Annotated in this window: 20 protein-coding genes; 9 read left to right on the plus strand and 11 right to left on the minus strand. The window is 72.0% G+C overall.

Annotated features, from left to right (window positions below; all coding sequences use genetic code 11):
• From ACZ4IF_RS29530 to glgB, 3 genes are all read left to right on the plus strand, one after another.
• Positions 1 to 132 (plus strand): alpha-glucosidase C-terminal domain-containing protein (locus ACZ4IF_RS29530; protein WP_467568559.1); only part of this gene is annotated, 132 nt, incomplete at its 5' end.
• A gap of 52 nt (positions 133 to 184) precedes the next feature.
• Positions 185 to 1,564: a maltokinase N-terminal cap-like domain-containing protein gene (locus ACZ4IF_RS29535; RefSeq protein WP_467568167.1), complete on the plus strand. Its 1,380-nt coding sequence runs from the start codon at positions 185 to 187 to the stop codon at positions 1,562 to 1,564.
• Between the two features lie 95 nt (positions 1,565 to 1,659).
• Positions 1,660 to 3,819 carry a 1,4-alpha-glucan branching enzyme gene (gene glgB, locus ACZ4IF_RS29540; RefSeq protein ID WP_467568561.1) on the plus strand — a complete coding sequence of 720 codons (2,160 nt, stop codon included), beginning with the start codon at positions 1,660 to 1,662 and terminating at the stop codon, positions 3,817 to 3,819.
• A 39-nt stretch (positions 3,820 to 3,858) separates the two neighbouring features.
• On the opposite strand, the gene ACZ4IF_RS29545 is transcribed toward glgB, so the two are convergent.
• Positions 3,859 to 5,283 (minus strand): M1 family metallopeptidase, encoded by a 1,425-nt coding sequence (locus tag ACZ4IF_RS29545; RefSeq protein ID WP_467568169.1) that lies wholly within the window; start codon positions 5,281 to 5,283, stop codon positions 3,859 to 3,861.
• Between the two features lie 335 nt (positions 5,284 to 5,618).
• Here ACZ4IF_RS29545 and ACZ4IF_RS29550 point away from each other — a divergent pair, with 335 nt between their 5' ends.
• Positions 5,619 to 6,443, plus strand: a complete 825-nt coding sequence (locus ACZ4IF_RS29550) for a Gfo/Idh/MocA family protein (RefSeq protein ID WP_467568563.1) — start codon at positions 5,619 to 5,621, stop codon at positions 6,441 to 6,443.
• A gap of 155 nt (positions 6,444 to 6,598) precedes the next feature.
• Entirely contained in the window at positions 6,599 to 7,582 is a 984-nt protein-coding gene (locus ACZ4IF_RS29555) for an ATP-dependent DNA ligase (RefSeq protein ID WP_467568171.1), read from the plus strand.
• Positions 7,583 to 7,622: 40 nt separating this feature from the next.
• Here the strand turns inward: ACZ4IF_RS29555 and ACZ4IF_RS29560 are convergent, their stop codons facing one another.
• The 4 genes from ACZ4IF_RS29560 to ACZ4IF_RS29575 form a co-directional block, all read right to left on the minus strand.
• Positions 7,623 to 7,991 (minus strand): DUF6479 family protein, encoded by a 369-nt coding sequence (locus ACZ4IF_RS29560; RefSeq protein WP_359504270.1) that lies wholly within the window; start codon positions 7,989 to 7,991, stop codon positions 7,623 to 7,625.
• A 144-nt stretch (positions 7,992 to 8,135) separates the two neighbouring features.
• Entirely contained in the window at positions 8,136 to 8,954 is an 819-nt protein-coding gene (locus ACZ4IF_RS29565) for a methyltransferase domain-containing protein (protein ID WP_467568174.1), read from the minus strand.
• Positions 8,955 to 8,991: 37 nt separating this feature from the next.
• Positions 8,992 to 10,302, minus strand: a complete 1,311-nt coding sequence (locus tag ACZ4IF_RS29570) for an MFS transporter (protein ID WP_467568176.1) — start codon at positions 10,300 to 10,302, stop codon at positions 8,992 to 8,994.
• A gap of 103 nt (positions 10,303 to 10,405) precedes the next feature.
• A complete protein-coding gene (locus tag ACZ4IF_RS29575) occupies positions 10,406 to 11,017 on the minus strand; it encodes a LysE/ArgO family amino acid transporter (RefSeq protein ID WP_467568178.1) in 612 nt (203 codons plus the stop codon).
• A gap of 66 nt (positions 11,018 to 11,083) precedes the next feature.
• Between ACZ4IF_RS29575 and ACZ4IF_RS29580 the strand changes: the two genes are divergently transcribed.
• A complete protein-coding gene (locus ACZ4IF_RS29580) occupies positions 11,084 to 11,998 on the plus strand; it encodes a LysR family transcriptional regulator ArgP (protein ID WP_467568180.1) in 915 nt (304 codons plus the stop codon).
• 204 nt (positions 11,999 to 12,202) lie between these two features.
• Positions 12,203 to 14,743: a SpoIIE family protein phosphatase gene (locus ACZ4IF_RS29585; RefSeq protein ID WP_467568182.1), complete on the plus strand. Its 2,541-nt coding sequence runs from the start codon at positions 12,203 to 12,205 to the stop codon at positions 14,741 to 14,743.
• A 12-nt stretch (positions 14,744 to 14,755) separates the two neighbouring features.
• Here the strand turns inward: ACZ4IF_RS29585 and ACZ4IF_RS29590 are convergent, their stop codons facing one another.
• Complete coding sequence (locus ACZ4IF_RS29590) at positions 14,756 to 15,742, minus strand: aldo/keto reductase (RefSeq protein ID WP_467568184.1); 987 nt, start codon at positions 15,740 to 15,742, stop codon at positions 14,756 to 14,758.
• A gap of 71 nt (positions 15,743 to 15,813) precedes the next feature.
• Positions 15,814 to 16,479 carry an NUDIX domain-containing protein gene (locus tag ACZ4IF_RS29595; RefSeq protein ID WP_467568186.1) on the minus strand — a complete coding sequence of 222 codons (666 nt, stop codon included), beginning with the start codon at positions 16,477 to 16,479 and terminating at the stop codon, positions 15,814 to 15,816.
• A 107-nt stretch (positions 16,480 to 16,586) separates the two neighbouring features.
• Here ACZ4IF_RS29595 and ACZ4IF_RS29600 point away from each other — a divergent pair, with 107 nt between their 5' ends.
• Positions 16,587 to 16,940: a hypothetical protein gene (locus tag ACZ4IF_RS29600; RefSeq protein ID WP_359504250.1), complete on the plus strand. Its 354-nt coding sequence runs from the start codon at positions 16,587 to 16,589 to the stop codon at positions 16,938 to 16,940.
• Between the two features lie 108 nt (positions 16,941 to 17,048).
• On the opposite strand, the gene ACZ4IF_RS29605 is transcribed toward ACZ4IF_RS29600, so the two are convergent.
• From ACZ4IF_RS29605 to ACZ4IF_RS29620, 4 genes are all read right to left on the minus strand, one after another.
• Positions 17,049 to 18,941 (minus strand): discoidin domain-containing protein, encoded by a 1,893-nt coding sequence (locus tag ACZ4IF_RS29605; RefSeq protein WP_467568189.1) that lies wholly within the window; start codon positions 18,939 to 18,941, stop codon positions 17,049 to 17,051.
• A gap of 183 nt (positions 18,942 to 19,124) precedes the next feature.
• Positions 19,125 to 19,805, minus strand: coding sequence for a LacI family DNA-binding transcriptional regulator (locus tag ACZ4IF_RS29610; protein ID WP_467568191.1), 681 nt, complete (start codon positions 19,803 to 19,805; stop codon positions 19,125 to 19,127).
• A 288-nt stretch (positions 19,806 to 20,093) separates the two neighbouring features.
• Positions 20,094 to 20,966 carry a universal stress protein gene (locus ACZ4IF_RS29615; protein ID WP_467568193.1) on the minus strand — a complete coding sequence of 291 codons (873 nt, stop codon included), beginning with the start codon at positions 20,964 to 20,966 and terminating at the stop codon, positions 20,094 to 20,096.
• A gap of 224 nt (positions 20,967 to 21,190) precedes the next feature.
• Positions 21,191 to 22,231: a LacI family DNA-binding transcriptional regulator gene (locus ACZ4IF_RS29620; RefSeq protein ID WP_359490228.1), complete on the minus strand. Its 1,041-nt coding sequence runs from the start codon at positions 22,229 to 22,231 to the stop codon at positions 21,191 to 21,193.
• Positions 22,232 to 22,572: 341 nt separating this feature from the next.
• On the opposite strand from ACZ4IF_RS29620, the gene ACZ4IF_RS29625 reads away from it, so the two are divergent.
• Entirely contained in the window at positions 22,573 to 24,372 is a 1,800-nt protein-coding gene (locus ACZ4IF_RS29625) for a coagulation factor 5/8 type domain-containing protein (protein ID WP_467568195.1), read from the plus strand.
• Positions 24,373 to 24,389: the final 17 nt, after the last annotated feature.

Consider the following 24,389-nt stretch of genomic DNA (forward strand, 5'->3'; position numbering starts at 1 on the left):
GTCGAACTCATCGGCGGCGTGCGATTCCCGGCCATCGGAGAACTCCCCTACTTGCTCACCCTCGCCGGACACGGCTTCTACTGGTTCCGGCTCCGTCCCGGGATGGCCCCCGTCACCGCAAGGCGCTCTTGAACGCCCACCGCCGTGCCCCACAGCCCGCCCGCCCCTGAAAGGACGTGTCGCCATGGCGAAGACCGCGCTGCACCGTCCGAGCGGCCAAGGTCCCGCTCCGCTGCTGACCTCGCTCGCCGGGCTGCTGCGTGAGTGGCTCCCCCGGCAGCGCTGGTTCGCGGGCAAGGGCAGGCCCGTCACGGATCTGACCCTGGTGTCGTCGACCGAGCTGTACCCGGGGTGCCTGCACCTGCTGGTCCGAACGGAATTCCTCGACTCCCGCTCCCCCACCGGTGCCGGCGCTCCCCCGGCCGACGATTGCTACCAACTCCTCCTCGGGATACGGAAGGTCGTGCCGCCGCGGCTCGCCCATGCCGTCATCGGCCGGGCGAGCGCGGGCCCGCTCTCCGGCCTCATGGTGTACGACGCGCTGCACGACACCCGGGCCGCCGGACTGCTGCTGGAGCGCCTGCGCCGGCCCGGCACCGCGGGACCGCTGCGTTTCGAGCGCGACATACGAGTGACACTGCCGGCCGGTCTCGCTCCGCGTCTGCTGGACGCCGAGCAGTCCAACTCGTCCCTGGTGTACGGGGACTCGTTCATCCTGAAGGTGTTCCGCCGCATCCAGCCCGGCATCAACCCGGACCTGGAGGTGCCGTGTGCGCTGGCCCGGCAGGGCTGCACCCGGGTCCCCGCTCCCGCCGCTTGGTTCCGGACCTCGCAGCCGCAGGAGGCGACCCTCGGTGTACTCCAGCCGTTCCTGCCCGGGGCCACGGACGGCTGGAGCCTCGCTCTCGAATCCCTCGCCGCGGACCGCGAGTTCACCGACGAGGCCTACGAACTGGGGCGCGCCACCGCCGAGGTGCACCTCGCCCTGGCCTCGGCCCTGCCCGTCGACGCGCCGAGCCCGCCCCGCAACAGACGGCTTGCGGAGGCGATGCGCGAACGGCTCGACGCCGCCGTCCACTCGGTGCCCGAACTCCGGCCGTACGCGGCCGGACTGCGTTCCGCGTTCGACGCGCTCGCGTCCCTCGACTCGGGCGTCCGGCCCGCGCAGCGGATCCATGGTGACCTCCACCTCGGCCAGGTGCTCCGCGCCGGGCAGCGGTGGTCCGTCATCGATTTCGAGGGCGAGCCGGCCCGTCCGCTCGCCGAACGGCGCCGCCTCCAGTCCCCCGTTCGCGACGTCGCGGGAATGCTGCGATCCTTCGACTACGCCGCCCGGTCCCGCCAGCCCTGGCGGCCCGAGTGGGCGGAACGCTGCCGCGAGGCCTACTGCGCGGGCTACGCCGCCGAGGCGGAGTGGGATCCCCGCGAGGAACCCGAGCTGCTCCGCGCCTACGAGACGGACCGAGCCGTGTACGAGGTGCTGTACGAGGCGCGACACCGCCCCGACTGGCTGCCCGTGCCGATGGCCGCGGTCGGCCGCCTCGCCTCCGCCGAGGTCCGATGACCAGTTGTCCCACCCGTTCCCCTTCCCCCGAGGAGGCTGAAGTCGTGACAGCCCGCATCGCACCGGCCGGCGTACGGCCGGCCGCTTCCGCCCCGATGGACGCGCCGGACCGCGCGCGTCTGCTGTCGGGTGCCCACCACGACCCGCACGCCCTGCTGGGTGCGCATCTCGTCCCGGACGGCGTCGTGTTCCGGGCGCTGCGCCCGTTCGCGCAGTCCGTGGCCGTGGTGGTGGACGGGCTGCGCACCGAACTGGAGAACACGGGCGACGGGATCTTCTCGCGCGTCCTGCCGCTCGACGCGATCCCCGCCTACACGCTGTCGGTGACGTACGACGGCACCCCGTTCGAGACGCAGGACCCCTATCGCTTCCTGCCCACGCTGGGCGAACTCGACCTGCACCTCATCAGCGAGGGCCGGCACGAGGAACTGTGGCGGGCCCTCGGCGCGCACCCCATGACGGTCGACGGTGTGAGCGGCACCCGCTTCACCGTGTGGGCGCCGAACGCGCAGGGGGTCAGGGTCTGCGGCGACTTCTGCCACTGGGACACCAACGCCGGTTTCCCGATGCGGTCGCTCGGCTCCAGCGGCATCTGGGAGGTGTTCCTCCCCGGAATGGGCGAAGGCGCCCGGTACAAGTTCGACATCACCCGCCCCGACGGGACCCGCACGCTGCGCGCGGACCCGATGGCCCGGCGCACCGAGACACCCCCGGCCACGGCATCCATCGTGACGGAGTCGGACTACGAGTGGCACGACGCCGAGTGGATGGCGGGGCGGGCGAAGTGCCCGGTGCACGTGGCGCCGTTCTCCGTGTACGAGGTGCACCTGCCGTCCTGGCGCGCGGGACTCACCTACCGCGAGCTCGCCGAGCAGCTCCCCGCCTACATATCCGACCTGGGCTTCAGCCACGTCCAGTTCATGCCGCTCGCCGAGCACCCGTTCGGCGGATCGTGGGGCTACCAGGTCACCGGTTTCTACGCCCCCACCGCACGACTGGGCACCCCCGACGACTTCAGGTACCTCGTCGACGCCCTGCACCGGGCCGGCATCGGCGTCCTGATGGACTGGGTGCCCGCACACTTCCCCCGCGACGACTGGGCCCTCGCCGAATTCGACGGAACCGCGCTCTACGAACATGCCGACCCACGCCGTGCCGCCCATCCGGACTGGGGCACCCTCGAGTTCGACTACGGACGGCACGAGGTCCGCAACTTCCTCGTCGCCAACGCCGTCTACTGGTGCGAGGAGTTCCACATCGACGGCCTGCGCGTCGACGCGGTCGCCTCCATGCTCTACCTCGACTACTCCCGCGAACCCGGACAGTGGGTCCCCAACGAGCACGGCGGACGGGAAGACCTCGACGCGGTCGCCTTCCTCCAGGAGATGAACGCCACCGTCTACCGCCGCAACCCCGGCGTCGTCACCATCGCCGAGGAGTCGACCGCCTGGGACGGCGTCACCCGGCCGACGTCCGACGGGGGACTCGGGTTCGGGCTGAAGTGGAACATGGGCTGGATGCACGACTCGCTGGAGTACATCCAGCGCGAGCCGATCCACCGCAAGTACCACCACAACGAGATGACCTTCTCGATGGTGTACGCCTACAGCGAGAACTACGTCCTGCCCATCTCCCACGACGAGGTCGTCCACGGCAAGGGCTCACTGGTCTCCAAGATGCCCGGAGACTGGTGGCAGCAACGCGCCACCGTGCGCGCCTACCTCGGCTTCATGTGGGCCCACCCCGGCAAGCAACTCCTCTTCATGGGACAGGAGTTCGCCCAGGGCGCCGAATGGTCCGAGGCGCACGGCCCCGACTGGTGGCTCCTCGACCCCGCCTACCCCGCCGAACCCGACCACCGCGGCGTCCGCGACCTCGTCCGCGAGCTCAACACGGTCCACCGGCGTGAACCCGCGCTGTGGCAGCGCGACACCGATCCCTCCGGGTTCAGCTGGATCACCGCCGACGCGGCGGACGACAACGTGCTCGCCTTCGTCCGGTACGACGCCGACGGCACCCCACTGCTCGCCGTCTGCCACTTCTCGCCCGCCGTGCGGCACGGCTACCGCATCGGCGTCCCCGAGGACGTCCCCGCCTGGCAGGAGATCCTCAACACCGACCATGCCCGCTACGGCGGCAGCGGCATCCACGCCCCCCACCCGGTCAAGACCGAGTCCGAGCCGTCGCACGGACGTCCCACCAGCATCGAGCTGACCCTGCCGCCCCTCGCCACCGTCTGGCTCCGCCCCACCTGAGGGCCGCCCCGCGGAGCGGAGCCGGGGCCGCGGCGAGGTTCAGGACGAGGACGGCTTGCCCGCGGTCTCCAGCCAGGTGTGGAACAGGTGCCCGAGGTCCTTGCCGGACTCCCGCTCGCAGAGGCGGACGAACTGGGCCGTGGTGCCGTGACCGTCACGGTGCCCGGCGGCCCAGTTCCGCAGGATGCGGAAGAAGGCGCGGTCACCGACGGCGGTGCGCACCTTGTGCAGGGTCATGGCGCCGCGCGCGTACACGGGCGTGTCGAAGATGTGCGCGCCGCTGCCGGGGTCGCCGGGCGGGAACGCCCACAGATCGCTGTCGGCGGGACTGGCGTACAGGGAGTCGAACGTCTTCTGCGCGCTCCTGCCGCCGTGCTGCTCGGTGTAGAGCCACTCGGCGTACGTCGCGAAGCCCTCGTTGAGCCAGATGTCCTTCCACCGGGTGAGGGAGACCGAGTCCCCGAACCACTGGTGGGCGCTCTCGTGGACGAGGGTGCCCAGGTCGGGCGCGGAGTCGTAGACGGGCCGCGTCTGGGTCTCCAGTGCGTAGCCGACCTGGGGTGCCCGGTCGACGATGGCGCCGGCGGCGCGGAACGGGTAGCGCCCGAACACCTCGCTCTCCCAGGCCAGTACCGACGGCAGCTTCTTCAGGACCGGCGCGGCGGCGGTCGCCTCACGCGGGTCGACGGCGTTGTAGACCCTGAGCCCGTCCCGGGTGGTGTACTGCTCGACCTTGAACTTCCCCACGGTCGCCGTCGCCAGGTAGGCGGCCATCGGTTCGGACTGCCGCCAGCGGAAGGTGGTCCGGTCGTGGGAGGTGCGCTGCCCGCGCAGGAGGCCGTTCGCGACGGCGGTGTAGCCCTTCGGGACGGTGAGGGTGAAGTCGTACGAGGCCTTGTCCGTGGGGTGGCCGTTCGCGGGGTACCAGGTCATGGCTCCCTGGGGTTCGCCGGCCACGAACGCGCCGTCGTCGGTGGGGATCCAGCCGTCGAGGGAGCCGTCGGGGTCGGTGACCGGTTTCGGTGTACCGGAGTAGGTGACGGTCACCTTGAACTCCTGCCCCTCGCACAGGGCGTGCCGGGGTGTGACGACGAGTTCCTGGCCGTCGCGGCGGAAGGCGGCCTTCACGTGGTCGACGGTGACGCCGGTGACCTTCAGCCCCTTGAGGTCGAGGTCGAAGCGGGTCAGGCGCTGTGTCGCACGGGCGGTGACGACCGCCTTGCCGTCCAGGTGACGGCTGTGCGGGTCGTAGCCGAGGGTCAGGTCGTAGTGACGGACGTCATAGCCGCCGTTGCCCGCGAGGGGAAAGTACGGATCCCCGGCGCCGGCCGAGCCGACGGTGCTCGCCGCGGCCGGTCCGGCCGCGGCGAGCAGGGCCGCCACGGCGACGGGGACGGTGGCGACAACGGCTTCCCGGCGAAGGACGGTTGAGCGTCTTGCGGCCTGCTGCGGGCGTGGCGTCACGTTCGCTCCTTCGGGTCGACGGTGATCACTCGCGCGCACAGCCTATGAGTCTCCTCAGCCGGTATCCCCCTCAATCAGGTCAAGTTACGGGCCGGCGGGTGCGGAGGTCGTGGCCCCGGCGACGGCGGGCTCTGGCCGGAATGCGGGACGGCGTGGTGAAGTGTGCTCGTCAGGCGGTTCGACGGCCCTGGTCCTGACGGGCCGTCGGCTCGTCGGGACGACGCACACCCGCACCACACAGCACAGCAGAGGAGCTCCTCGTGACCAAGAACGCCCACGACTGGCCGCACGCACCCGTCTCGGTCGGGCTGGTCGGCGCGGGGCCATGGGCACGCATGGTCCACGCGCGCGTGCTCGCCGCCGGGCCCGAGACGCGGCTGACCTCGGTGTGGGCCCGGCGTCCCGAGGCCGCGCGGGAGACTGCCGCACCCTACGGGGCCGCCGTGGCGGGGACGTTCGAGGAACTGCTCGACACCTGCGAGGCCGTCGCCTTCTGCGTTCCGCCCGACGTGCAGGCGGAACTGGCCCTGCGGGCGGCGAAGGCCGGCAAGGCCCTGCTGCTGGAGAAGCCCCTGGCCCTCGATCTGGCCGCTGCGCGGGAGCTGGTGGACGCCATCGACAGCGCGGGGGTCGTCTCCCAGCTCGTCCTGTCGAACCGCTATCACCCGGAGACCCGGCGATTCCTGGCCAAGGCCCGGGAGCTGGACGTCTCCGGGGCGAGGTCGTGCATTGTGGGCGGCGCCTTCCTGGGCGGGGCCTTCGCGACCCCGTGGCGCCTGGAACACGGGGCGCTGCTGGACATCGGGCCGCACATCCTCGATCTGCTGGACGCGGCCCTCGGTCCGGTCCTCCGCGTGCGTGCCACCGGGGACCCCCGCCGGTGGGTCGAGCTCACCTGCGAACACGAGGGCGGCGCGGTCAGTCAGGCCTCGCTGTCCGGTTCGGTCGAGGTCGAGCGCGGCATCACGCGGATCGAGTTGTTCGGCCGGCATCCCGAACTGGTCTTCGACGGTTCGGCGCTCGACCACGAGGAGTCCTGGCCCGTGCTGCGCCGCGAGTTCGCGACGGCCGTACGGACGGGACGGTCCGGCGAACTCGACGCGCACCGCGGACTGCGTCTCCAGACCCTGATGGCGCAGGCCCTGGAGGAGGGCCGGTAGCGGAGGCCGGCGGCACGGTGCCGCCGGCACGGCCGGGCCGGCGGCACCGTACGGAGAAGGGACCATCGGACACGGGAGGCGGAGGTGCGCCGCCGTTCAGGCGAAACGGCCGCCGCCCGAGCGTGCGCCGCGCGAGGCCTGTCGAGAACACAGCTGTGAGACTGCCCCTGATCGCTCCCATGCTCGCCACGCCCGGCACGCTCCCACCCAGGGGTCAGGACATGCGCTGGGCGTACGAGACGAAGCAGGACGGCCAGCGCGCCGTGGTCTATCTGCCCGGGGACGGCGGTCTGGTGCTGCGTGCCCGGTCCGGCGAGGACATCACCGCCGCGTACCCGGAGCTGCGTCCGCTGGGTGCCGCTCTGGGGAGAACACCGGCGATCCTGGACGGCGAGATCCTCGTCCTGGACGAGCGCGGGCGTGGCGACTTCCAGCTGCTCCAGTCCCGTATGGGGCTCGCCGGATCGCCGGGCAAGGCGGCTCGCCGTGCCGCACAGGCCCCCGCGCACCTCGTGCTGTTCGACGTCATGCACCTCGCGGGTGACCTGACCCGACTGCGCTACGCGCGACGGCGCGAGGAACTGGACGGGCTCGCCCTGGCCGGACCGTTCTGGTCCACCCCGGTCGCGCTCGTCGGCCACGGCGAGGCGGCCCTGCGCGCGACTCGGGAGAGTGGTCTGGAGGGGCTGGTGTGCAAGCGGCTGGACTCCGTGTACGAGCCCGGGGTGCGCTCACGCTCCTGGATCAAGATCCGCAACATGAGGGCCGAGGACGTCCTCGTCGGCGGCTGGGCACCGGGCAGGGGACGGCTGGCCGGGCTTCCCGGTGCCGTGCTGGTGGGACAGCGCGACGCGGAGGGCGCGTTGCGGTACGTGGGGAGCGTGGGGACCGGCTGGAGCGAGACGGAGCGCGCCGAGCTGGCCCGGCTGCTGCGGGCCGCCGCGACGGACCGCTGCCCCTTCACCCCGGCACCGCGGGTGACCGGGGCGCACTGGGTGGTGCCACGGCTGGTGGGCGAGGTCCGCTACAGCACCCGCACCCGGGCCGGTCTGCTGCGGCAGCCGTCCTGGCTGCGACTGCGCCCCGATCTGGCTCCGGAGGACTCGGCGGCCGACCTCCCTCACGACAGACGGACATGACCGCCCGACGGGGCGGTCATGTCCGCTGCGCGTGGCCCGGTCAGGTCCTGCCGGGGCCGCCGCTTCCGAAGGAACCGCTGGATCCGGGGACCCAGCGTTTGCGATGCTGATCGTCGGCGTGTTTGCTGCCCGCGGCGTGGAGGTTGTACGGCATCAGCCGTTCGCTCTCGTCCACGGCGTGCGGGACCTCGTCGGGTTCCCGCATCTCCCGGATCTCGTGGATCGCCCCCTCGGCGGGCAGCTTGGGCTGCTCCTCGGGGGTGGGCGGGTCCAGCTCCTCGCGCCGCACGCTGATGCCCATCCGGACGGCCCAGACGAGCGCACCTGCGATGACGAGACCACCCACGAAGGCGGCGATCGCGTTCACCGCGGAACTGGCTGCGATCACTTCATAGGTCGCGGTGTTCATGTTGCTCGTGTACCCCCAATGCCAGGGGAAACTGCGGTACCTCCGTCAACGACGGTCATACCATTGTATTCCGGTTTGATTCGGACGATATGCCCATTCAAACCGGACGCGACGACCACCGCTCGCTCCGGTACTCCGAGCGGGTCACCCCGGGCGGTGCGCCACCGCCCCGAACATGGTCACGGACATGTGCAGGGCCCCATGCGCGGCGGCCTCGGTGAGGTCCTCGTACAGGAGGTCGCGCTGCACCTCGGTGACGAGGCCGCGGCGTACGGCGGACTCGCCCAGCATACGGATCAGCGGCCAGGCGACCGTGGTGTGGTCCTGGAGCAGCGCCTGCGAACCCCGGTCGTCGACCACCAGCCCGGCAGCCGCCAGCCGGCCCACCAGCTTGCGTCCCGAGTACGGGTCGGCCGCCGCCGAGAGAGCGCCGGAGGTGACGGCCGCGACGGTCTCCGGGTCCCCCGGGTGCAGGATCGTGGTCGCCCAGTCCGTATCGAGCAGGGCCACCCGCCCGCCGGGGCGCAGGACGCGGGCGATCTCGACGACGGCCTTCTCCGGTTCGAGGAGGTGCTGGAGCACGCGCTCGCACCACACCACGTCGATCGAGGCGTCGGGCACGGGCAGGGACAGCGCGTCGCCGTCCATGAAGCGGGCCCGGTCGCCCGGTTCCGTGCGCTGCTCGGCCACCGCGCGCAGCCCCGGGTTGGGCTCGATGCCGAGTGCCGCGCCGCCGGGCGCCGCGGCGGCCGCCAGGTGCCGGGTCTGCGAACCGGTGCCGGAGCCGATGTCGAGCGCCCGCTCCCCCGGCCGTACGTCCAGTGCCGTGTGCGCCCAGGCGCGCAGTCGGCGGACGCCGTCATTGGCGTCCTGCGCGTCGAGCGCCCCCACCAGCCGGTCGACGCCTGACGAGGCACCGATGTTCGGCGCGTGGAACTGTGATGTAGGTCGTGTCGCCCCCATGGCGATCACTCTAGAGCCACCCCGGCCCGCTGTGGCGTCAGATCGTGTAACGCCTCAGGGCAGGGGTCACGGCGGCCAGGCCCAGCACGGCGGCGATCACCAGCAGACCGCCGCCAGCGACCGCGGCGCGCGGTCCGAAGAGCGAGCCGGCCGTGCCGTGCAGGACGTCGGCCAGACGCGGCCCGCCCACGACGACGACCGTGAAGACGCCCTGCATCCGCCCGCGCATCTCGTCGGTCGCGGCGGACAGCAGGATCGCGCCGCGGAACACCATGGAGACCATGTCGGCGATCCCGGCCGCGGCGAGGAACGCCACCGCCACCCACAGGCTGGTGCTGAGTCCGAACCCGGTGATGGCGGCTCCCCAGGCCGCGACCGAGACGATGACCATGAGACCGTGCCGCCGGGCGCGGGAGAAGGTGCCCGACATCAGACCCCCGATCACGGCGCCGATGGGGATCGCCGCGAACAGCAGGCCGAGCGCGAGCCCCTCGCCGTACGGCGCGTAGGTCTGCGCGGCGAGTTCCGGGAACAGCGCGCGGGGCATGCCGAAGACCATGGCGATGATGTCGGCGAGGAAGGACAGCAGCAGCACCTTGTGGACGGAGATGTAGCGGAACCCGGCGGCGACCTCACGCCATCCCGCCCGCTTGGACGGCCCGTCGGTCAGGGGCGGCAGGGCGGGCAGCCTCACCACCGCCCACACGGTGACGCACAGGGCGAGGGCGTCGATCAGGTAGAGCTCGGGCAGGCCGATGACGGGGATGAGCGCGCCGGCGAGCAACGGCCCGGCCACCAGACCGGTCTGCATGACGGTGGAGCCGAGCGCGTTGGCCGCCGGCAGTTCATCGGCCGGGACCAGCCGGGCGATGGAGGCGTTGCGCGCCGGGGAGTTCAGACCGAAGAACGCCTGCTGGAGGGCGAGCAGCACCATCAGGACGAGTACGGAGTCGAGTCCGCTGACCGCTTGTGCCCAGAAGAGCAGTGAGGTGACGGCTATGCCGGTGTTGGTGACGAGGAGGAGCTTGCGCCGGTCCATGCTGTCCGCGACGGCGCCGCCCCACAGCGCGAAGACCACCAGCGGCAGCAGGCCGGCGAGGCTGGCGTAGCCCACCCAGGCCGAGGAGCCGGTGATGTCGTAGATCTGCTTGGGCACGGCTACCGCGGTGAGCTGGCTGCCCACCGCCGTGACGATGGTCGAGGACCACAGCCGACGGTAGGCGGGGCGGCGCAGCGGCCGGGTGTCCATGGTCCACCGGCGCCATCCGCGCCGGTTCGGCGGCTCTGCCGCGGGGGCCTCCTCGTGTGTCCCGGGGCCGCTGTCCTTGCTGCTTTCGCTCGTGTCCACACTCGTCCTGATTGCTCGATACATCTTTCGCTTCAGGGATCACTATGGCCGAGCGGGAACGGTTCGTGTCCTCCGGGGGACGGAACGTTCACAGAGCCGGACCTCAGGCGCCGGCGATCAGGAGGCCACCGGTGGCGATCATCGTCGTGGCGACCAGGCCGTCCAGCACACGCCACGACGCGGGCCGGGCCAGCCACCGGCCGAGCAGCCGGGCGCCGAAGCCGAGCGCGACGAACCAGCACAGGCTCGCCGTCGCCGCGCCCAGCCCGAACGTCCAGCGCAGCGGCCCGCGGTCGGCCGCGATGGAGCCGAGCAGGAACACGGTGTCGAGGTAGACGTGCGGGTTGAGCCAGGTCAGCGCCAGGCAGGTGAGCACGGCACGCCGTCGTGAGTCCGCCGGCACGGCCGACGGCTGCAGGGCCGAGGGCCGCAGTGCCCTGCGTGCGGCGAGGAACCCGTACACGAGGAGGAAGCCGCCGCCGATCAGCCCGACCGCGGTGAGCGCGGCGGGCCACGCCACGACCACCGCACCGACGCCTCCGACGCCCAGGGCGATGAGGACGGCGTCGGACAGCGCGCAGATGGCCACCACGGCGAGGACCGCGTCGCGGCGGATTCCCTGGCGCAGGACGAACGCGTTCTGGGCGCCGATGGCGACGATGAGCGAGAGCCCGGTGCAGAAACCTGCGGTGGCGGCGGTGAGAGCGGCTGTCATGTCGTCGACGGTATGGAGCACATCGCCGGGAGTACAGCTAAAGATTCTTACGTAACATTAGCGCTCGTGATGACAGATCTGCCCATGGACCAGGTGCGCACGCTGCTCGCCGTGGTCGACGAGGGCACCTTCGACGCGGCGGCCGCGGCGCTCCATGTGACGCCGTCGGCGGTCAGCCAGCGCGTGAAGGCGCTCGAACAGCGCACCGGCCGGGTGCTGCTGATGCGGACGAAGCCGGTGCGGCCCACGGAGTCCGGCGAGGTCGTCGTGCGTTTCGCCCGTCAGCTCGCGCGGCTGGAGCGCGACGCGCACGCGGCGCTCGGCATGGCCGGCCCCGGAGAGCCCACGCGCGTGTCGATCGCGGTGAACTCCGACTCGCTGGCCACCTGGTTCCTCCCCGCGCTCACCCGGGTGCCCGAGGACCTCCGCCTCTGCTTCGAACTGCGCCGCGAGGACCAGGACCACACGGCCGCGCTGCTGCGCGAGGGGCTGGTCATGGCGGCGGTGACCTCCTCGCCGGAGCCGGTGACGGGCTGTTCCGTGCGGGCCCTGGGCCGGATGCGCTACCTGCCGGTCGCGAGCCCCGGTCTCGCCGAACGGTGGCTGGGTGCGCAGACGCCGCTGCGTGACGTGATCGCCGACATGCCCCTGGTGGTGTTCGACCGCAACGACGGCCTCCAGGACGAGTTCGTGCGCGCCCTGCGTGGTGGCGGCGCCGCGAGTGCGCTGCGGCACTTCATGCCCACGTCGGAAGGGTTCGTGGACGCCGTCGTCGCCGGAATGGGCTGGGGCATGGTGCCCGAGGCACAGGCCGGACCACTGCTGCGTGCCGGGCGGCTGGTCCGTCTGGCACCGCGCCGGATCGTCGACGTCCCCTTGTACTGGCAGCAGTGGAAGCTGGACTCCCCCGCGCTGGCGTCGGTGGCCGACGCCGTCGCGGCCGTCGCGGCCGAGACCCTCGTCACGCGGGACGGCTCCTGAATCACCGCGGAACGGTTCCTGAATCACAAGGTGCCGGACGGCTCCTGAACATCCCGGTAAGCCTGTATGTTCGCGCTGGGCACGACCGGGCGAGTCCCTGATGACGGCCCTGTCCCGCTACGGGCGCCGAGGTGCGGTCAGGGGCCTCGGAGGAGCATTCTTGCTGTGGTACCCCCCTGACGGTGGGCGGACGAGGGCAGACCGATGACTGGGAGCGCCGAGCGTGAGGTCCAGGCGCTGGAGAACCTGGATGCCCTGCTCAGCGGGGCCGTGACGGATGCGATCCGCGCGGCTCGCGGCTTCGCGGGGGGCGTCTATCTGCGTTCGAGCACGCCGGGCCTGCTGCGGCTCGCCGTGCTCGCGGGTCTGCCGGGCCCGCTGTTCCGGCCCTGGTGGCGCATGGACGTACACCGTCCCTTCCCCGTCGCGGACGCCCATCGGCTCGGTGTGGAGGTCCTCCTGACGGACGCGACCGAGACCATGCGCCGCTATCCCCAGCTCGCGGCGGGCCTGCCGTTCCCGTTCGGTTCGCTGTACGTCCCGGTGGTGGGGGCCTCGACGTCGTACGGCGTGCTCACGGTGCTGCGGCCGTCGGCCTCGGACGCCACCGAGGTGCTGCCGGACCGCGACCGGATGACAGCGGTGGCGGAGGAACTGGGCGCGGCGCTGGCCGCGTTGGACAAGGACGGGCCCGGCGTCCGGTGGGACGGGGAGCCGATGTGCACGCGGCCGCCGGCCGACGGTCCCACGGCACGCTGCGTCGGTCGGTTCACCTGGGACCCGGTCGACGGCGGCGTCATCGCGGACGACGGTCTGTGGGCCCTGCTCGGCACTGACCACGCGGGATTCACCGGAACGCCGGAGGCCCTCGCCGCGGCCGTCGCCCCCGACGAACCCCTCCTGTTCCTGGCCGCCCTGCGCGAGACCGCCGCGGGGCACCCACCGCACCACCCGATGCCGCTGTGCACCGCGAGCGGCGAGGTGCGGGTGGTGGAGCTGTGGACGTCGGGTCCGGGCCTGCTCGCGCCCTACCGGGTCAGCGGCGTGGTCGTCGAACCGGGCCCGGGCCCGGCGGCGGACCAGGCGGCGGACCTGCTGCCGGAGGCCGTCTTCGCGCTCGACCGGCTCGGGCTCATCATCTACGTCAACGAACGCGCGGCCGAGCTGCTCGGGCGTCCGCGGACGGAACTGCTCGGACGGTCGCTGTGGCAGGCGGTGCCGTGGCTGGACCGCCCCGTGTACGAGGACCATCTGCGCGGGGCGCTGCTGTCACCCGACCCGGTGCAGTTCCAGGTGCGGATCCCGCACGCGCGACGCGAGGGCACGCCCGGACACGGCGGAGGCGCCTGGCTGACGCTCTCCGTGTTCCCCGGCCCGGCCAGCCTCACCTGCCGGCTCGTGCCGGTGGGGCGTGTCGCCGAGACCGCGGAGGCCGTCCCGCTCGACCCGGCGTCCGTGACGGCCGGCCGGGACACGGGCGACGAGCCGAGCAGCGGCGTCCCGACGACGGCGCCGCTGTACCGGCCCATCGTCCTCGCCATCGCGCTGACCGAGGCCGTGACGGCCCGCCAGGTGTCCGAGGTGGTGATGCGGGAGCTGCTGCCCGCCTTCGGCGGCCGTCGTCTCGCGATCTACCTCCTCCAGGAACGGCGCCTGTACCTGGCCTGGGAGACGGGCTTCCCGCAAGGGTTCCTCGCCCCGTTCGACGGGGTGGGCCTGGACGCGAAGATTCCCGGCGTGGAGACCCTCACCCACGGCCGTGCCCTCTTCTTCGAGTCGATGGAGCAACTGGCCGCGGCCTATCCGGGGATCCCGCTGGACGCCACGGAGGGGGCGCGCGCCTTTCTGCCGCTGATCGCCTCGGGACGCCCGGTGGGTTCGTGCATCCTCGGCTTCGACCGATCCCGCAGCTTCGGCGTGGAGGAGCGTACGGTGCTGACCGCGCTCGCCGGGCTGATAGCGCAGGCCCTGGAGCGGGCCCGGCGCTACGACGACGAAGCCGCCCTGGCACGCGGGCTCCAGGAGGCCCTGCTGCCGCACCGGCTGTCGGCGCATCCCCTGGTGGAGACGTCCGGCCGGTATCTGCCCGGCACCGTGGGCATGGACGTGGGCGGCGACTGGTACGACGTCGTCGAGGCGGGCGACGGACTCGCTCTGGTCATCGGTGACGTGCAGGGGCACGGTGTGCAGGCGGCGGCCACCATGGGGCAGCTGCGCAGCGCGGTCCGGGCGTTCGCGCTCGGCGACCGGTCGCCGGACGAGGTGATGAGCGGTACCAACCGGCTGCTCATCGACCTCGACCCGGGCCAGTTCGCCAGTTGCTGCTACGTGCGGGTGGACCCGGTCACGGGCCTCGCCCGTGCGGCCCGGGCAGGCCATCCGCCGCCCCTGCTGCGCCATCCCGACGGGCGCACCGAGGTGCTGGACCTGCCCGGTGGTGTGGTGCTCGGGGTGGACCCGCGGGCCCGCTACCCGGTGACGGAGCTGCGGCTGGAGCCCGAGGCGGTGCTCGCCCTGTACACCGACGGGCTGGTCGAACGGCCCGGCACGGACATCGACGACGGCATCGAGGCGCTGCGGACGATCCTCTCCCGCGCCGGCACGCCGCACGGAAAGCCGGGTGGCCCCTCGCTCTCCCGGGCCGCCGACCTGCTCACCGCGCCCGCCCGGCAGGCCGGCGAACGCCCGGACGACATCGCGCTGCTCCTCACCACGCTCAGGTCCCCGGAGGGCGGGCCCGGATAGGCCGCGGCCTGCTCAGTGGGCGGCGTCCAGTCGCGCCCGCTGGTCCGGGGTCAGTTCCAGGTCCACCGCGGCCAGGTTCTCCTCCAGCTGTGCCACGGAGGACGCGCCGGCCAGCGGGACGACCGGCAGCTCGGCGCCGATCTGCCAGGCCAGGACCACCTGGTTGGGGCTTGCCCCCGTCTCCTCGGCGATCTCCCGCAGCACGGCGAGCCGCGCCGGGGTTCCCGGGTGGTCGTAGTCCGGCGGGAGCGGCTTGTCGTCCCGCACGTAGGCGCCGGTCAGCAGCGGTGAGTAGGCCACGAGGGTCAGGGCGGGCTCGGCGCGCAGATAGCTGAGCAGTTCACCCGTCGCCGCGCCGAGGCTCCCCTCCGGGAACAGATCGCTCGGCACGTCGCTCCGAGGCCGAAGGAGACTGTGGTGGTACTGCAGGACCTCGTATCCGGGCAGGCCCGCCGCCGCGGCGAGCGCGCGGGCGCGTTCCACCCGCCACACGGCGTGGTTGCTCACCCCGAGGAGTCCGACGCCGCCTTCGGCGACGAGTTCACCGAACGCCTCCACCGTCTCGCGCGGGTCGACCGTGCGGTCCTCTATGTGCGCGTACAGCAGATCGATCCGCTCCACGCCGAGGCGCTCCCGGCTGCGCTCGGACGCCTCGCGGACGGTCTTGGCGGAGAGGCCTTCGGGATTGTCCACGTAGCCCGTACCCGGGGCGAGCGGCCGTGCGCCGAGTTTGGTCGCGATGACGATCTCGTCGCCGACGCCTCGGCTGCGCCGCCAGCGGCCGAGCAGTGCCTCGCTGTGTCCGCCCTGGCTGTCGTCGGTCCAGAAGGCGTAGTTGTCCGACGTGTCGATGAAGTTCCCGCCGGCCTCGACATAGCGGTCGAGCACGGCGAAGGACGTCCGCTCGTCCGTCAGTGAGCCGAACAGCATCGCGCCGAGCGAGAGCACGCTCACCTCACGGCGGGTCCCCGGGTCGGTGCCGATGGTGCGGTACTTCATGGTGTCCCTCCCGTCCGGACCCGAAGTCCTCGGGCCCGGAAAGGAGTCTGGAACTTGAAGAGCACTTCAAGTCAAGCCCTCTTGAACGGGCCTTCCAGCGCGGCCCATTGGAGCAGCATGATGGTCTTCGCGTCGGCGATCTCCCCGGTCCGGATCATCTCCAGGGCACGGGCGAAGGGCAGTTCCACGATCTCGATGTCCTCGCCCTCCTCGTCCAGGCCGCCGCCCTCGTGCGTGCGCGTGGAGGGGCCGTACGACGCGGCGTAGAAGCTCACCCGCTCGGTGACCGACCCGGGGCTCATGTAGACGTCGAAGACGTGGTGGACCTCGCCGACGGTGTGTCCGGTCTCCTCGACGACCTCACGGCGCACGGCGACCTCGGGGTGCTCGTCCTCCTCGTCGAGGAGCCCGCCCGGTGTCTCGACCAGCATGCCGTCGGAGTGCCCGTTGACGTACACGGGGTAGCGGAACTGCCGGGTGAGCAGCACTGTCTCACGGCTTGTGTCGTAGAGCAGGAGGGTGGCGCCGTTGCCGCGGTCGTGGGTCTCGCGCTCCTGGGTGCTCCAGGTGCCGTCGGCGTGCTGGAAGTCGAAGCTGGTGGTGCGCTCCACGTACCAGTGGCTGGACAGCAGGCGCACGTCGCGGATCTTGACGCGGGGGTTGCCGGTGAGGTCACGGCCGACGCGGTCGAGTCCGGTGCGGCCCCGGCGGTCCGGGGTGTCGATTCCTGCGGTCATCGCACGCGATCCGGGCAAAGGCGGGAGAAGTCGTTCATGTGCCCTGTCTACCATCCCGGCACGAACATCGAGGCCACACCGGGGCTTCGCCCGTCTAGGCTCACGGCATGGAACAGACGGAGATCATCCTGCGCGCCATCGGCGTGCTCACCGAGACCAACGCGATGGTGCGCAGGATCGCCCAGGACGAGGAATCCGGGGTCGAGTCGGCCGAGACCCAACTGGGCGCCCTCGTCACAGAGGTGTTCCCCCGAGTCGAGGTGCCGGGCGACGCGGGGCCCGCGGAGGCCGGGCAGGCGGTCGCGGACGCCTATCTGCCCGCCGCCATCTCGCTCGTGGGCGCCTTCGCGTTCCTGTTCTCCGAACTCGCCGAAGTCCACGACTCGGGGCGGACGGACGTCAAGACGGCCGATCTGCTGCAGGACCTCGCCCTGCGGATGTCCCGGGCGGGCGACGCGTAGGCACGCCGGCGGAGCGGGGCGACCGCGCCGACGGGCGGTACGCGGTGCCACGGCCGGCGCGGGGACGGCCGTCCCGGCGGATCCGGGGCGGCCGTCGCCGCGGACGCGTCACCCCTTCTGTTCGACCCGCACCCAGTCGATCTCGGCCTGCACTCCTCCGGCGGCGATGCGGTCGACGCTGGACTGCGGCAGTCCCCAGTACGGGGTGGTGACCTTGTTCCAGCCCGCCGGGTAGGCGCCCCCGAGGGCGAGGTTGAGGATGACGTACTGCTTGTGGTCGAAGACCCACTGTCCCCGCGTGGACTCCAGCTTGTTGCGCGTCGTCTCCTGGACGAGGGTGTCGTCGACGTGGAAGCGCATCGCGGTCGGCGTCCACTCCACGGCGTAGGTGTGCCACTGGTCGGCGCGGCCCCCTGCCGGGTAGGTCTGCCGGGCGCCGATGTTGCCGTCGGCCGAGTAGCCGGGTCCGTGCAGGGCCGTGCTGGTCCAGTCCGCGTAGCCGATGTTCTCCATGATGTCCGTCTCCCCGGACGCCGGCCACGACACCGACGGATCGTCGACGTTGCTCCCCAGCAGCCAGAAGGCGGGCCAGAAGCCGTCACCGACGGGCAGCTTCATCCGGGCGCTGACCCGCCCGTACGTGAAGTCGAACGTGGTGTGGGTGTCGACACGTCCGGACGTGAAGTCGTACGTGCCTCCCCCGGCCCGGGTGCAGCCCTTGCAGTACTTCGCCTTCAGGACGAGGCTGCCGTTCTGGGTGCTGATGTTGTCGGCCGAGTCCACGTACGCCTGCGACTCGCCGTTGACCGGGCCCATCTCCTGACCGGTCCTGACGACACGCCACTTGGAGCGGTCGAGTCCGGCGCCGGTGAAGTCGTCGAAGAACGCCGTACGGTACGCGCCCTGCTGTTCGCCGGGCAGCGCCGGGTACGCGGCGGTGGCGCTGCCTCCGGTGCCCCAGACCTGGAACTCGTAGAGGGAGTAGCCGAACTGGGCCGTCGCCGGAGCCGGGTTGTAGAACGACCGGCGTTCCCTGCCGAGCATGCGGACGTAGCGGCCGGTCACGGGCTGCGGCAGGGTGACGGTGTCGTGGCGCCCGGCCGCGTCGCCCGGCGCCTTCACATCGGCGCGGCGGGCCGCCACCTCGGCTGCCGTCGGCCGGTGGACGGTCCGCCAGGTGCTGTTGTCGTCGGAGACCTGGAGTTCGTAGTCGACGGCGTAGGCGGCTTCCCAGTACAGGTCGACGCTGCTGATGGTCGAGGTCGCGCCGAGGTCGACGGAGATCCACCGGTCGGCGTTCCAGTCGCTGGACCAGCGCGTGGAGTCGCCCTTGAGGTCGGCGGGCCGGCCGCCGTCGGTGGCGAACGCCGGTGAATTGCCCGCGTGCTGGTACAGGTTGGAGTAGGCGGGGTGGTTCAGGGCGAGGTTCGAGCGGGTCGTCGAGGCGGGGGCCGGCTCGCCGCCGTAGACCTTGAAGGCGTAGAGGGAGTAGCCGTAGGGCGTGGCGCGTTCGACGCCGCGCATCCGCACGTACCGGCCGGTGACCTCCTGCGGATAGGTGTGTGCGGTGACCGATCCCCCGGCTCCGGCGGTCTCGGTGTAGAACGGCGTCCAGTCCGTGCCGTTCGTGGAGACCTCCAGCACGTAGCGCTTGCCGTAGGCGGCCTCCCAGTCCAGGACCACACGGTCGATGCGCAGGGTGGCGCCCAGGTCGACGCGGATCCAGGCGTCGTCCGCGAACTGGCTGGACCAGCGGGTGGTGGTGTTGCCGTCGAAGGCGAGTCCGGGCGCGGTGCCGGCGTTCTCGCTGCCCGAGGCCGTGACGGCGGCGGGGTTCGCGGCGTAGGCGGTCGCCGCGCGGTCGGTGTCCCAGTTCGCGGCGGCGGCCACGGCTGCCGGCTCGGGCGCCGTGGCCGCCAGGGCCGTGCCCGCGGAGAGCAGGGACAGGGCGGACAGGGCGGCGAGGGCGGTGAGCAGGGTGCGGTGGGTACGGGATGGCATGCGGCTCTCCTGGGGGAGGTTGGGGGTGCCGGTCCGTGCGGGGCGTACTCGTGCGCGCGAAGGTGCGCGGGTGCTCACGTGCGGGTCGCTGGGACGGCGCGCCGCGCCGGGAGGGGCCGGTGCCGGCGAGCCGCGGTGCTGGGGGCGTGGCCCCCGTCGGTCGGAGAGGTGCTCGGGAGGTGCCTACAGCGCCGGTGCCGACCGGCGCGCGATCATGGTCGTGCGCAGTACGACCGGGGCGAGGGGCCGGTCCTGGCCTTCGTGGTGGGCCGGGAGGATGCGGGCGGCCGTCTCCCCCGTCACCCGCATGGACCGGCGGACCGTGCCGAGTGCGGGCTCGGTGTGCCGGGCAACCGGGATGTCGTCGAAGCCGATGACCGCGATGTCGTCCGGCATCCGGCGCCCGGCATCGCGCAGGGCGCCCAGGACACCGGGCGCCGCGAGGTCGTTGCGGGCGAGGACGGCGTCGAACTCCCGCCTCTCGTTCGGCAGTCGGCGCGCGGTCGCGCGTCCGTCCGCCTCGGCGAAGTCGTCCTCGACGACCAGGTCGAGGCCGACACCGTGGGCGGCGCAGGTGTCGTGGAACCCGGCGAGCCGGTCGCGTGCGCAGCCGAACCGCGACGGGCCGGTGAGGACCAGCGGCCAGGTCGGCGAGGGCACCGGCACACCCACCGTGCGGCTGCGGCCGCGGGCGAGCCCGACGGCACCGGAGCTGGGTACATGATCCATACGGTCGATCACCTGGCGGACCCGTGCGGCCGTTGCCTTGCCGACCTCCCCGCGGGTGTTGAGCACGCGGGAGCGGGAGACGGTCGCCTTGCCGGCACCGGCCGCCCGGGCGACATCGGCGATGGTCACGGCCACAACTGCCTCCCGGCACACGGGGATCGCGGCTTCACGCGCAGGAACCGGAACGGGTACCGGAACCGGTACGGGCGCTGGGCGGGGAGTCAACCCGAGCGTCATGGCGCCGTCAATAGTTCACGCCAAAATTTCCCGGGAGCGCTCTCAAACTCCGCCCTACGTTCGGAACTTGAATGAACCGAAGGTGGGTACAGGTGCGCCGGTCAGCGCGATGCCGACCGCCAAGGAGGCCTCGGGCGCCCCAGCGACACGACGACCCCGGCCACCTGGACCCGCCCACGGCACCCCTCAGGCGTGGGGCACGACCGCCACCGGGCAGTCCGCGTGGTGCATCACCGCGTGGGCCACGGAACCGATCCGCGACCCGACCGCCGAGCGGTGGGCACGCCGCCCGACGACCATCAGCTGGGCCCGCCCCGCCAGCGACAGCAGCACCTGTCCACCGCTGCCCAGTTCGACGTGCTGGGTGACGGGCACACCGGGGAACCGCTCCCGCCACGGCTGGAGCGCCTCCGCGAGCGCCTCCCGCTCGTACGGCTCCAGGCCCCCGGCCTCGTCCAGCATCTTCAGCGAGCCGGGGCTGTAGGCGAACACGGGCGGCAGGCTCCACGCCCTGACGGCACGCACGGCGGCGCCGCGCGCGGCGGCGGTCTCGAAGGCGAACCCCAGCGCCGTGGCGCTGTCGTCCCGTCCGCCCTGCTGCCCCACGACGATCTCGCGGCCGGCCGCCTCGGCCGGGGCGTGGTCGTCGGCGCGGACCAGGACGACCGGGCAGGGGGCTTCGGCGATCACCTGCTGCCCGACGGAACCGAGCAGGAAGCCGACGATCGTGCCGTATCCGCGTGATCCGAGGACCAGGGCCCGCGTCGCGGCCGCCTCGGCCAGCAGCAGTTCGACGGCGGCACCCTCCAGGACCTCCGCGGTCACCTCCAGACCGGAGTGCCGGTCGGTGAGGGAGGTCGCCGCCTCCCGCACCATGTCCTGTGCCCACCGCGCATGGTCGTCACGGTCGCCGCCGCCGATCACGTCGTGGGGTGCCCAGTGCCAGACGTGGACCAGCCGCAGCGGCAGCCCGCGACGGACGGCCTCCCGGCCCGCCCAGGCCAGCGCGGCCCGGCTCTCGGGCGATCCGTCCACGCCCACGGTGATCCGGTCGGTCATGCGCCTGCCTCTCCCTCGCCGGCCCACCCGCTCGCCGGTCCCGCACTCGTGCTGACGGTCCAGTGTCCGTCACCGTCGGCGGGGTCCCGCACGGGGACACGGTTCGCGCGGGCGGACCGGCGTGCCCCGAGGCCCGTCCGACGGCGCCCGCCCGGCGACGCGAGGAACTCCCGGGCAGGCGCTGGGGGGTTTCGTTCGGATCGGCTCGGGTCCGAACGAAGCCCCTAGGCGGACGCGCGCACCACGAGCTCCGGATCGAAGATCACAGAGGTCGGTTCGGTACGTACGCCCTGGATGTGCTCGGTGAGGAGCCGCGCCATCACCGACGCCATCTCCTCGACCGGCTGGCGCACGGTGGTCAGCGGCGGACGGCAGGCCACCGCCGCGGCGGAGTCGTCGAAGCCGACGACCGCGACATCGTCCGGCACGCTTCTGCCCCGCTCCCGGAGTATCTGGCACACACCCTGGGCCATCAGGTCGTTGGCCGCGAACACGCCGTCCACGTCCGGGTGTTCGGCGAGCAGGCCGGACATCGCGGCCATGCCGCTGTCGAGCGTGAACCCGCCCTCCGCGACGGGGACGTAGGGATGGCCCCGGCGCGCCATCGTGTCGCGGAATCCGGCGAGCCGCTCCTGGCTCGCCGACACACCCAGCGGTCCCGTGACCGTGACGATCTTCCGGCATCCCCGGTCCAGCAGATGCTCGGCGGCCATGCGGGCGCCGTCCCGGTGGGCGAGGTCGACATAGCTGAGCGGCACCGGCCGGGACGGCCGGGCGAAGAGCACCGTGGGCACCCCGGCGTCGGCGAGCAGTGCGGGCAGCGGGTCGTCGGCGTGCGTGGAGACGACCAGGGCACCGTCCGCGCTGCCCTGCCGGAGATCGTTCAGAGCCTGCTGCCGGGTGCGCGCGGAGTCGGCGAACATGAGCAGCGGGTGCATCGAGCGGGGCCGCAGGTGTGCCACCACTCCGGTGACGACGCGGCCGAAGAACGGGTCGGCGAACACCTGCGCCGTGAAGGCGTTCTCCTCCTCGTCGACCACGTCGCCCGCGCCGGACACGATGAGGGCGACCGTCTCGGTCCGACGGGTGACCAGTGACCGGGCGGCCCGGTTGGGTGCGTATCCCGTGCGCTCGATGGCCTGCCGGACCACGTCCTGGAGTGCGGGATCCACGCTGCGGACGCCGTTGATGACCCGGGACACGGTGGCACGCGAGACGCCGGCCTCCCGCGCGACGTCCTCCAGCGTGGGTGCCTGTCTGCTCATGTCCGCACCCTAACTGCCCAGCCCCGCGGGGGTATAGAGCGCTCTCCACAAGGCCCCTTCTCCGGCCCGGGGATGCGCTCAGGAAGCCGCTCCGGCGGCCCAACAGCCCTCTTGTGAGCACCTCTTGAACACATTCGCCGTCCGCGCGGGAGATCCGGTCGAGCGCATTGATCAGCGAACTACCGTAAAACACAACACAGTTGGCGGTTGAAAAGGCATCAATCTTCGGGACTCCTGCGACAACTCTTGACGCTGTGTTCACGCGGATGAAGCATGCATCGGCAAGAGAGCGCTCCCCGCACCTTCCATCGTTCACTTCCTGAACCAGGAGAGTCGCCCCCATGCCCCGAATCCCCACAAATGGTCCCGACTCCGGCCGGTCCGCTCCGGCCCGACGGGCCGTTCTCGGAGCGATGGCCGCCACCGCCGCGGCCCCGGCACTGCTCGCTCTGTCGTCACCGGCGTCCGCCACCCCCGCGAAGAAGCCGTCGGCCCTTCCGGGCGGCGGCGATCTCGGCCCGAACGTCATCGTCTTCGACCCCTCGACCCCGAACATCCAGGGCAGGCTGGACGAGGTCTTCCGTCAACAGGAGTCCGCGCAGTTCGGCACGGGCCGCTACGCGCTGCTGTTCAAGCCGGGCACGTACAACGGGCTCAACGCCCAGCTCGGCTTCTACACCTCGATCGCCGGTCTCGGCCTGTCACCGGACGACACCACGATCAACGGCGACGTGACGGTCGACGCCGGCTGGTTCAACGGCAACGCCACGCAGAACTTCTGGCGTTCGGCCGAGAACCTCGCGCTGGTCCCGGTCAACGGCACCAACCGCTGGGCGGTCGCACAGGCCGCCCCCTTCCGCCGCATGCATGTGCGCGGCGGCCTCAACCTCGCCCCGAACGGATACGGCTGGGCCAGCGGCGGCTACATCGCCGACAGCCGCATCGACGGCCAGGTGGGTCCGTACTCGCAGCAGCAGTGGTACACCCGCGACAGCTCGGTGGGCGGCTGGGTCAACGCCGTCTGGAACATGGTCTTCTCGGGTGTCCAGGGTGCTCCCGCGCAGTCCTTCCCCAACCCGCCGTACACCACCCTCGACACCACTCCGGTGTCCCGGGAGAAGCCGTTCCTGTACCTCAACGGCAGCGAGTACCGCGTCTTCCTGCCGGAGAAGCGCACCAACGCGCGCGGCACCACCTGGGGCAGCGGCACCCCACGCGGTTCGTCGCTGCCGCTCAGCCAGTTCTACGTGGCCAAGCCCGGTGTCACGGCCGCCACCCTGAACGCGGCACTCGCGCAGGGCCTGCACCTGCTGCTCACGCCGGGGATCTACCACCTCGACCGGCCGATCGAGGTCAACCGCGCCAACACCGTGGTGCTGGGCCTCGGCTACGCCACCCTGATCCCCGACAACGGCGTCACCGCGATGAAGACGGCCGACGTGGACGGTGTGCGGCTCGCCGGGTTCCTCATCGACGCCGGTCCGGTCAACTCGGCCACCCTGCTGGAGGTCGGGCCCGCCGGCGCCTCGGCGAACCACTCGGCCAACCCGACCACCGTGCAGGACGTCTTCGTGCGCATCGGCGGTGCCGGCGCAGGCAAGGCGACGACCAGCATGGTCATCAACAGCCGTCACACCATCGTCGACCACACCTGGATCTGGCGCGCCGACCACGGCACCGGCGTCGGATGGGAGACCAACCGCGCCGACTACGGGATCCGCGTCAACGGCGACGACGTGCTGGCCACCGGCCTCTTCGTCGAGCACTTCAACAAGTACGACGTCCAGTGGTACGGCCAGCGGGGCCGCACCATCTTCTTCCAGAACGAGAAGGCGTACGACGCGCCGAACCAGGCCGCCATCCAGAACGGCTCGGTCAAGGGGTACGCGGCCTACAAGGTCGCCGACTCCGTGACCACGCACGAGGGATGGGGCCTGGGCAGCTACTGCTACTACAACGTCGATCCGACGATCGTGCAGCACCACGGGTTCGCGGCACCGAACGTGCCGGGAGTGAAGTTCCACGACCTCCTGGTGGTCTCGCTCGGCGGAAACGGACAGTACGAGCGCGTCGTCAACGACACGGGGTCACCGACCTCGGGCACCTCCACCGTGCCGTCCACGGTGGTGTCGTACCCCTGACCTCGTGCCGGGGGCCG

This window comes from Streptomyces sp. NPDC025784, assembly GCF_055558435.1.

Excerpts from the sequence above, each read along its gene's own strand:
- ACZ4IF_RS29535 (WP_467568167.1), top strand. The coding sequence starts at position 185 with ATGGCGAAGACCGCGCTGCACCGTCCGAGCGGCCAAGGTCCCGCTCCG.
- glgB (WP_467568561.1), top strand. The coding sequence starts at position 1,660 with ATGGACGCGCCGGACCGCGCGCGTCTGCTGTCGGGTGCCCACCACGAC.
- ACZ4IF_RS29550 (WP_467568563.1), top strand. The coding sequence starts at position 5,619 with ATGGTCCACGCGCGCGTGCTCGCCGCCGGGCCCGAGACGCGGCTGACC.
- ACZ4IF_RS29560 (WP_359504270.1), bottom strand. The coding sequence starts at position 7,991 with ATGAACACCGCGACCTATGAAGTGATCGCAGCCAGTTCCGCGGTGAAC.
- ACZ4IF_RS29565 (WP_467568174.1), bottom strand. The coding sequence starts at position 8,954 with ATGGGGGCGACACGACCTACATCACAGTTCCACGCGCCGAACATCGGT.
- ACZ4IF_RS29575 (WP_467568178.1), bottom strand. The coding sequence starts at position 11,017 with ATGACAGCCGCTCTCACCGCCGCCACCGCAGGTTTCTGCACCGGGCTC.
- ACZ4IF_RS29585 (WP_467568182.1), top strand. The coding sequence starts at position 12,203 with ATGACTGGGAGCGCCGAGCGTGAGGTCCAGGCGCTGGAGAACCTGGAT.
- ACZ4IF_RS29590 (WP_467568184.1), bottom strand. The coding sequence starts at position 15,742 with ATGAAGTACCGCACCATCGGCACCGACCCGGGGACCCGCCGTGAGGTG.
- ACZ4IF_RS29595 (WP_467568186.1), bottom strand. The coding sequence starts at position 16,479 with ATGACCGCAGGAATCGACACCCCGGACCGCCGGGGCCGCACCGGACTC.
- ACZ4IF_RS29600 (WP_359504250.1), top strand. The coding sequence starts at position 16,587 with ATGGAACAGACGGAGATCATCCTGCGCGCCATCGGCGTGCTCACCGAG.
- ACZ4IF_RS29605 (WP_467568189.1), bottom strand. The coding sequence starts at position 18,941 with ATGCCATCCCGTACCCACCGCACCCTGCTCACCGCCCTCGCCGCCCTG.
- ACZ4IF_RS29615 (WP_467568193.1), bottom strand. The coding sequence starts at position 20,966 with ATGACCGACCGGATCACCGTGGGCGTGGACGGATCGCCCGAGAGCCGG.
- ACZ4IF_RS29620 (WP_359490228.1), bottom strand. The coding sequence starts at position 22,231 with ATGAGCAGACAGGCACCCACGCTGGAGGACGTCGCGCGGGAGGCCGGC.
- ACZ4IF_RS29625 (WP_467568195.1), top strand. The coding sequence starts at position 22,573 with ATGCCCCGAATCCCCACAAATGGTCCCGACTCCGGCCGGTCCGCTCCG.